This window comes from Azohydromonas lata NBRC 102462 (assembly GCF_001571085.1).
GTDB lineage: Bacteria > Pseudomonadota > Gammaproteobacteria > Burkholderiales > Burkholderiaceae_C > Azohydromonas > Azohydromonas lata.
Window position 1 is genome coordinate 1 of sequence record NZ_BCTC01000173.1, and the last position, 8,144, is coordinate 8,144.

General features: G+C 67.1%; 7 protein-coding genes and 1 pseudogene. 5 read left to right on the plus strand and 3 right to left on the minus strand.

Translation table 11 applies throughout. The features are described 5' to 3' along the window. The 3 genes and pseudogenes from ALA01S_RS29485 to ALA01S_RS29495 form a co-directional block, all read left to right on the plus strand. A pseudogene (locus ALA01S_RS29485) lies at positions 1-513 on the plus strand (amidohydrolase family protein); the annotation flags it as partial. Positions 514-654: 141 nt separating this feature from the next. Next, positions 655-2,055: an aromatic ring-hydroxylating dioxygenase subunit alpha gene (locus tag ALA01S_RS29490; RefSeq protein ID WP_028997030.1), complete on the plus strand. Its 1,401-nt coding sequence runs from the start codon at positions 655-657 to the stop codon at positions 2,053-2,055. Positions 2,056-2,097: 42 nt separating this feature from the next. Next, entirely contained in the window at positions 2,098-2,637 is a 540-nt protein-coding gene (locus tag ALA01S_RS29495; RefSeq protein WP_238446611.1) for a 3-phenylpropionate/cinnamic acid dioxygenase subunit beta, read from the plus strand. Here ALA01S_RS29495 and ALA01S_RS29500 read toward each other — a convergent pair. Then, positions 2,634-3,392: a DUF2889 domain-containing protein gene (locus ALA01S_RS29500; RefSeq protein ID WP_066343090.1), complete on the minus strand. Its 759-nt coding sequence runs from the start codon at positions 3,390-3,392 to the stop codon at positions 2,634-2,636. The genes ALA01S_RS29495 and ALA01S_RS29500 overlap by 4 nt on opposite strands. A 94-nt stretch (positions 3,393-3,486) precedes the next feature. On the opposite strand from ALA01S_RS29500, the gene ALA01S_RS29505 reads away from it, so the two are divergent. Continuing rightward, positions 3,487-4,287: an SDR family NAD(P)-dependent oxidoreductase gene (locus tag ALA01S_RS29505; RefSeq protein ID WP_066343092.1), complete on the plus strand. Its 801-nt coding sequence runs from the start codon at positions 3,487-3,489 to the stop codon at positions 4,285-4,287. 21 nt (positions 4,288-4,308) lie between these two features. On the opposite strand, the gene ALA01S_RS29510 is transcribed toward ALA01S_RS29505, so the two are convergent. Continuing rightward, entirely contained in the window at positions 4,309-5,931 is a 1,623-nt protein-coding gene (locus ALA01S_RS29510) for an ATP-dependent acyl-CoA ligase (RefSeq protein WP_238456011.1), read from the minus strand. A gap of 185 nt (positions 5,932-6,116) precedes the next feature. Between ALA01S_RS29510 and ALA01S_RS29515 the strand changes: the two genes are divergently transcribed. Beyond that, positions 6,117-6,914 carry a TetR/AcrR family transcriptional regulator gene (locus ALA01S_RS29515; protein ID WP_084268073.1) on the plus strand — a complete coding sequence of 266 codons (798 nt, stop codon included), beginning with the start codon at positions 6,117-6,119 and terminating at the stop codon, positions 6,912-6,914. On the opposite strand, the gene ALA01S_RS29520 is transcribed toward ALA01S_RS29515, so the two are convergent. Beyond that, positions 6,897-7,967 carry a universal stress protein gene (locus ALA01S_RS29520; protein ID WP_066343095.1) on the minus strand — a complete coding sequence of 357 codons (1,071 nt, stop codon included), beginning with the start codon at positions 7,965-7,967 and terminating at the stop codon, positions 6,897-6,899. The genes ALA01S_RS29515 and ALA01S_RS29520 overlap by 18 nt on opposite strands. Positions 7,968-8,144 lie beyond the last annotated feature (177 nt).

Below are 8,144 nucleotides of genomic sequence, written 5' to 3' on the forward strand. Positions count from 1 at the left end.
AGCATCGGCTGGATCCCGTACCTGCTCGAGCGCGCGGACTTCACCTACCGCCATCACCACGAATGGACGATGACGGATTTCGGCGGGGGCAGGCCCAGCGACGTGTTCCGCAAGCACATCATCACCTGCTTCATCGAGGACGAGTTCGGGCTGCGCAATCTCGGCGACATCGGCGAGGACATGGTGACGTGGGAGTGCGACTATCCGCACTCGGACTGCACCTGGCCCGGCTCGCCCGAGATCTTTCACGCACAGACCAGGCACCTGACGGATGCGCAGATCGACAAGATCGCTCACCTCAATGCCATGCGCGAGTTCTCGTACGATCCGTTTGCCATCCTCGGGCGCGAGAACTGCACGGTCGGCGCGCTGCGCGCCCAGGCCGCCGGCGTGGATACCAAGCCGCTGCTGGGAATGGGCGGCGCCCGCCCCGTGCGCGAACCGGGCAAGCCCGTGACCTCGGGCGACATCCAGCGGATGTTCTGCGCGGCAGACGCCGAGACCGCGCTCTGAGCCGCTGTCGCTGCCATGCTCCCGCCCGGAGCATGGCAGCGACGTGCTGCAGCACATGCGGGTTCCTATATATGTACACAGATTCGAATTCTGTCTATATTTCGCCGCGCTGGACCACAATGCGAGGCGAAGGAACCCCTTATGCTGACTCCGACAATCCCGACGCTGGCCGATGGCACCCGGATCGATGACCTGGTGAACCTGGCTACCCGAGAGGTGCAGATGCGCACGCTCTCGGATCCCGAAATCTACGAGCTGGAGATGGAGCGCATCTTCGGCCGCATCTGGGTCTTCCTGGGCCACGAGTCCGAGGTCCCGAACTCCGGCGACTTCGTCGTGCGCGACATGGGCTCCGACTCGGTGCTGGTGACGCGCGACAAGAGCGGCGAAGTGCACGTGATGCTCAACATGTGCACGCACCGCGGCATGCGCATCTCCACGCTCGACGCCGGCAACACGCAGATCCACACCTGCATCTACCACGGCTGGGCCTTCCGGCCCAATGGCGAGTTCCTCGGCGCGCCCGTGGAAAAGGAGCAGATGTACGGCAAGATCCGGACCAAGCAGGAACTGGGTCTGAAGAGGGCGCGCGTCACGCTCTACGGGGGGCTGATCTTCGCCACCTGGAACATCGACGGTCCCTCCTTCGAGGAGTTCCTCGGCGATGCCAAGTGGTACTACGACATGCTCTTCCAGCGCACCGACCGGGGGCTGGAGGTGCTGGGCCCGCCGCAGCGCTTCACCGTGCGCGCCAACTGGAAGGCCGCCGGCGAGCAGTCGGCCGCCGACGGCTATCACACCCTCACGCTGCACCGCTGGCTGGGCGAGGTGGGCAACTACTCCAAGAAGGGCGACGGCGAGGGCGGTGGTGGAGACCTCAGTCCCGAGATGTACGGCTCCGAGGTCAGTTCCCCGCATGGCCATGCGCTGCGCTGCATCGACCTCGCTCGCAAGATCCGCCGGCTCACGGGCAAGGATCCCTCGCAGCTGAGCATCGAAGAGAAGCTGGCGGCGCTGCCGCCGGCGGGCATGACGCCCGAGATGGTGCCGCAGCTCAAGAAGCACCTCAGCGATGGTCAACTGCAGGCGCTGACGTGGATGCCGCCGCAGGTGGGCGGCATCTTCCCCAACGTGCTGTTCGGCTTCGTCTACATCCCGCAGGCCGACGGCTCGGTGGTCGGTTCGATCACCCTGCACGCCTACGTCCCGCGTGGCCCGGACAAGCTGGAGTTCGTGAACTGGATCCTGACCGAGAAGGATGCTCCTGCGGAGCTGCGCGACAAGATGCGCAAGCAGACCACGCAGCTCTTCGGCACCTCCGGCATGGTGGAGCAGGACGACTCCGACACCTGGCCCCACATGACGCTGGGCGCCAAGGGCGCCCAGGGCAAGAAGATGACGCTGAAGTACCAGGCGGTGTACGAGACCGGCAAGCCCGAAGGCTGGCCCGGTCCCGGCATCATCAACGAGGGCTTCACCAAGGACGACACGCAGTGGCACTGGTGGCTGTACTGGCGTCAGCTGATGCTGGGCGAGATCTGAGCCCCTGCAGCCCCACAAGCCACTTCCATGGAGACAATTCCCATGACCGATCTCAAGCCCGGCCAACTGGTGCCGGTGGGCTCGCCCGTCTACAACCGGGCGCTGGAGTTCCTGTACGTCGAGGCGCGCCTGCTCGACGAGATCCGCCTCAAGGAATGGGGTGCCCTGCTGGCCGAGGACCTGGTCTACACCGCGCCGCTGCGGGAGACCCGTCCGGTGAGCCAGCAGGCTGCGTCAGTGGTGCGCACCACCCAGCACTTCGAGGACGACTGGCGCTCGGTAATGGGCCGCATCATGCGGCTCACGGGCACCAAGAGCGCCTGGGCCGAGGACCCGCCCTCACGTACGCGCCGCATGGTCACCAACGTGATGGTGGAGCAGGGCGACCAGCCCGAGGAGTACCGCGTGCGCAGCAACCTGCTGGTCACGCGCAGCCGCTTCAACTTCGACGAGCTCGACCTCATCAGCGGCGAGCGCCGTGACGTGCTGCGCGTCAGCGGCGAGAGCTTCAAGCTCGCCCGCCGCGAGATCCTGCTGGATCAGGCCGTGCTGGGTACGCCCAACCTGGCCATCTTCCTCTAGACGCTGGCGTCCGCCTCGAACGCCAGCCAAGCCTCGTCGTCAGCGCACAGGCGCTGCGGCGAGGTGCTGAAGTCCCAGGTCGACCCCACCACGCGCAGCGCCTGCGCAGCGCGCACGGGCTGCTGTGCCCAGCACAGGCCGGTCACGCGCGCATGCGGCTGTTCGTCCAGCGGGAGGCCCTTGCCATTGGAGATGACGGCGCAGCGGCGCAGCACCAGAGCCGCCTCCGCCTCGTCCGCGGACAGTGTCTGCATCGCCCAGCCAGCCATGGCCTGGCGCACCCCCATGCCAGCATAGAGCGGCGGCTCCACGATCGTGTCGTCCTGCAGGGACCACGACAGCAGCAACGTGCCGTCGCGCCACAGCAAGGCGTTCGTGCATCCGGCCTCACGCAGGGGCACTTCGATGTCGTAGCGACGCGTGCTCAGGCCGCGCGCGGCCGCAGCGCAGGCCAGCCCCGCGAGCTCGAGCTGGTGCGTGCAGTGCTGGCGCGCCTCGACCGAACGCGTGACGGTATGGGCAATGGGCGACAGCGCCATGCCCACGAGCTGCTGCAACTCGGCAGCGGCGCCTTCGCACAGCGTATAAGGCTGTCGCGCAGCCGTCGCGCGCACAGCGGCGATCCGGCCCTCACGGGCCGCGAGCTCGACACGGAAATGGTGGAAGTCGTCCTCCAGCGCCGCGCGCACGCAGCTGTCGCCTCCATCGGTGCGGCTTCTGATGTCGATGCGGCGGCGGAATCTGGGCGGGGTCATGGCGGGCAAGGGTCCTCACCGGGTGTCACACGGAGGGCTAAAGTGTACGATTATCGTGAATGTGTTCAATAACCATTCCGAAATGGAGATGAGGATGACTCTGCTGAAAGACAAGGTGGCTGTGATCACGGGCGCGGGCGGCGGCATCGGCCGCGGCATCGCGCGCTGCTACGCGCGCGAGGGCGCCGCGGTGGTGGTTGCGGAGATCAACGAGGATACCGGCGTCCAGGTCGAGCGCGAGCTCAAGGAGCTCGGCGGCCGGGCACTGTTCGTGCGCACCGATGTGATGCGCAAGGAGGCGGTCCAGGGTGCGGTGCGCGCTGCAGTGGATGCCTTCGGTGGCCTGGACATCCTGATCAACAACGCGTTCGTGCCATCGCCCAACGTGCTGCTGGAGGACAAGACCGACGAGATGCTGGCGCAGACGCTGAACTCCACGCTCTGGGCCACGTGGTGGGCCATGCAGGCGGCGCTGCCGCTGATGCGCGCGCGCGGTGGCGGGCGCATCATCAACTTCACCTCCATCGATGTGGAGGTCGGCGCCTGGCAGCATGCCGACTACAACAGCGGCAAGTCGGCGGTGGTCGGTCTCACGCGCAGCGCTGCTGCTGAATGGGGGCGCTTTAACATCACCGCCAACGCGATCGCGCCGACCGCGATGGGCGCCACGTTCCACAAGCTCGCGGCCGAGGTGCCGGGCTTTGCCGAGAAGTCGGCCGCCGCGCGCCCCCTGGGGCGTTCGGGCGATCCTGAGCTCGACATCGGCCCGGTGGCCGTATTCCTGGGCTCGGAGATGTCGCGCTACGTCACTGGCGAGACGCTGCACGTGGACGGTGGGCTGCACCTGCCGGGCTACAACTCGCGGCCCCCGCACGTGCCCGTGCGGGAGTACTGAGTTCGATCGATGGAGCGCGTGTCAGCGCTTCTTCACGGTGATGCCGCTGGCTTCCTGGTCCCAGGTGGCCGCGGTGCAGCCCTCGTCGCGCAGCAGGTACTTGAGCACGCGCCCTTGAGGGTTCTTGGGCAGCGTGTCGCGGAACTCGATGTAGCGCGGCAACGCGTAGTACGGCACCGAGTCCACGGCCCAACGGAACAGGGCTTCGGGGGTCAGCGTGGCGCCAGGGCGCAGGATGGCGGTGACCTTCACGTCGTCCTCGCCCTTGGGCGAAGGCACCGCGTGCACGGCGACTTCGGCCAGGTCGGGATGGCGCGCGAAGGCCGACTCCATCTCGAAGCTGGAAATGTTCTCGCCGCGGCGGCGCAGGTAGTCCTTCTTGCGGTCGACGAAGTAGAAGAAGCCCTGCTCGTCGAATTTGCCGATGTCGCCCGTGTGGAGCCACAGGTTGCGCAGCAGCTTGAGCGTGTCCTCGGGGCGACGCCAGTAGCCCATGAACATGATGTCGGGCTTGAGCGGGCGCACGATGATCTCGCCCGCCTGACCCGCGGGCAGCTCACGGTCGTGCTCGTCCACGATGCGCACATCGAATTCCGGGATGCGCCGGCCCGAGGAGCCCGGTGCTGCGTATTCACCGCCAGGCAGCGACGTCACCACCGCGGCCTCCGTCAAGCCGTAGCCGTTGCCTCCCACCTGACGGGCACCGAAGCGCTCGCGCCAGACGGTCTTGACCTCTTCGGTGAAGGGGTTGCCGCGCACGGTATGGATCTGCCCCCTGCAGCGCAGCGCCGCCTCGTTGTCGGGCGCGTTGGCCAGCAGAGCGCCCATGCTGCCCAGGATGGATGCGATGGTGGCGCCGCTGCGCTCGACCTCGGGCCAGAAGTTGCTCACCGAGAAGCGCGGCACGATGGCCACGCGCGCGCCCACCAGGATCGTGGCCACGACGCCCACGCACAGCGCATTCATGTGGAACAGCGGCAGCGGCGTGATCGTCACGTCGTCGGCGGTGGCCGGGCCGGCACGCAGCTGCTGGCGTGCCAGGTGCACCATGTAGTTGTGGCTGACCATGCAGCCCTTGGACGGCCCGGTCGTGCCCGAGGTGTAGATCAGGCAGGCCAGCTCGCTGGGCTGGGGCTTGCGCTCGAACGGCGTGTCATCGCTGCCGCGGTGCGCATCCAGCGCCGCGAGCGTGAGCGTGCCGCACAGCGCGCTCTCGGGCCGGCCGCGCTGCAGCACCAGCCGCGCTTCGGGCAGTTCGGCCGATACCGCGGCGATGCGTGCGATGTAGTCGGCCTCGCAGAGCACGATCGCCGCGCCAGCGTCGGCAATCTGGTGGCGCAGGAAGTCGCCCTTGAGCGCGGTGTTGATCGGCACGCTGACCGCGCACAGCTTGTTGATGGCCAGCCAGCACAGCACCGCGTCAAGGTTGTTGTCCAGCATCGTGACGACGGTCTGGCCGGCCTGCACGCCCAGCGCCGCCAGCTCGTGCGCCAGCCGCGTCGACATCATGTCCACCTCGCCGTAGGTCACCAGCTGCCCCGAGAAGTCCAGCAGGACCCGGTCAGGATGGCTCTTCGCCGCGCGCTCCAGCGCAGCAATCGGTGTGTCTTGCTCACCCAGGTACCAGGTGGCTTCGGGTCCCATGCCGGTCATCTCGTGCGTCCTTCCGTGCAGTTGTTCAGGAAAAATCGGTCCAGGAGTGGAGAGGAAAAAATGATTCTGATATTAGAAGAAGATTCTAATGCCTGCATGGCTTCGCCAGATCGCTGGAAAACCCGCACAGACGCGAAACCGAAACTACCCACCATTAACCTCAGGAGGAACTGCGCATGAGCCGCTCCAATCCATCCGGCAACGCCGCCGTGCAGACGGCTGCCAAGCGACCCGGCAAGAGCACTGTGGCCAAGGCCCCGGCGTCAAAGTCCGCGGCAGGCAAGGCCAGGCCGGGCAAGGCCGCAACTGCCAAGGCGCAGGTGGGCCAGCCCGCCGCGGGCGCACAGGTCATTGCTCTGCCTGACCGTGGCGCGCAACAGCGCCGGCGCAGCAACCGCCGCTCGGAGCAGACGATCGACCGCATCCTGGCGGCCACGGAAAACATCGTCTTGCAGTCCGGCGCCGAGCGGATCTCGATCCTTGACGTGTGCCGCGCAGCCGATGTCTCGCGCGGGACGTTCTACCGTTACTTCGCTTCTCAGGAGGAACTGCTCGATGCCTTCTCGCGCCACAAGCGCGAGACGTTTCACCGCACCCTTGTCGAGTCGGTGGAGGTGTTCACGGACCCCGATGAGCGCTTTGCCGCTCTGGTGCGCTACCTGGACGAGTACCTGGAGCGCGGCAATTCGCGGCGGCTGCTCGTGGTGGCGCCGGACTATGCGCTGGGTTTCTTCAAGCGCATCTTTCACGACTCGGTGGTGCGCTTCCAGGACGTGCTGGGCATCGTGTTCGATGCCTGGGAGCAGCGCCTGGACATCAAGCTCGACCGCGAGCTGGTGTGCGAGATGCTGATCCGCTACGTGCTCAGCGAGCAACTCGTGCCCAGCGAGGGCGGCCGCAAGGCGCTGCCGCGCCGCATTGCCCGCCTGGTCGAGTCGCTGGTCACGGGCGGGACATCACGCGTGCGTCGCTGAAGCGGCGGCCGGCGCAACGCCGGCCATGTCCTTGCGCAGCAAGGCTGCAGCCACGTGCCTGAACAGCCGCTCCAGCGGCAGCCCGGGCTGCAGCTCGCGCAGCGGGTCATCATGGGTGGTGAAGGCGTGTGCCACCTCTGACCAGTCGCCTTCGCTGAGGTAGCGACGGGTGGCCGGGAACACGAGCGCCTCTTCCATGCCCATGTGCTCCCACACGGTGCCCGCGAGCTGCTGCACCGCATCGCCTACCGCCTCCAGCGACGCCGCCTCGTTGCTGTCATAGCGCGAGAGCGCATCCGCCAGCGCCTGGACGCGGCGCTGCTCCTGCCCGTGCTGGCGCTCCAGTTCCAGCAGCACGTGGTCAAGCTCGTGCGTACGCTGGCGCAGCAGGCGGAACAGGACCGTTTCCTCCTTCGGGTGATGCTGAGTGCCGGGAAACTCGCGCAGGTAGCGCACCATCTCCGCCGCAAGCCCGACATCCAGTTGCTGGCCCGGCAAGCGGGCCGCACGCACCAGGTGCTGCAGGCCCTGCAGCACTGCCGCGATCGCACGGTGCTCGCCGGCCACGATGCCCAGCGCCTTGGCCGCGGGCGCGCACGCGTCATTGGACTCGACGGCGGACACCAGCACCGGCAGATCGGCGAGTTGCAGCAGCTGCTGCGTCACGCTGTGGCGTAGCCAGCCACGCAGGCCCGGCACGCGCCCGTGCGCACTGACGAAGACAAGGTCGCACCCGTGGCGGTGCGCCGCTTCAAGGATGGCCTGTGCAGGCTCGTCGCTCGTGCGCGACTCGGTGCCGCAGCTCACACCGGCCGCGCCTGCCGCCGCGGCAGCCTTCACGAGCACGGCACTGGCCGCGCCGGTGGCTTCCTGTGCAAAAGCCTCCTGGTCGAGCGTGTACAGCAGCGCGCCTTCTCCGGTGGCGGCAAGGTCCGGCGCCGCGTGAAAGAACGTGATGCGCGCGCCCGTGGAGCGCGCGAACCCGACGCTGCGCGTGACGGTGGCATCTCCGAGCGGACTGTCGTCCAGCGCTACAAGCAGGTGTCGGTACATCGGTGCTCTCCTGTGTCGTAAGGGATGTGCACACGGCGCGAAAAGCCCGCGTGACGGGCCATTGCAAGGCATGACGCCGCCGGCGCAAGTCAGCGTAAACGCTAAATTGAACAAAAACTCAAAATATGCACAATTTGATGTGATCATCCTCCAAGGCTACTTCTGAAGGCGACCTAG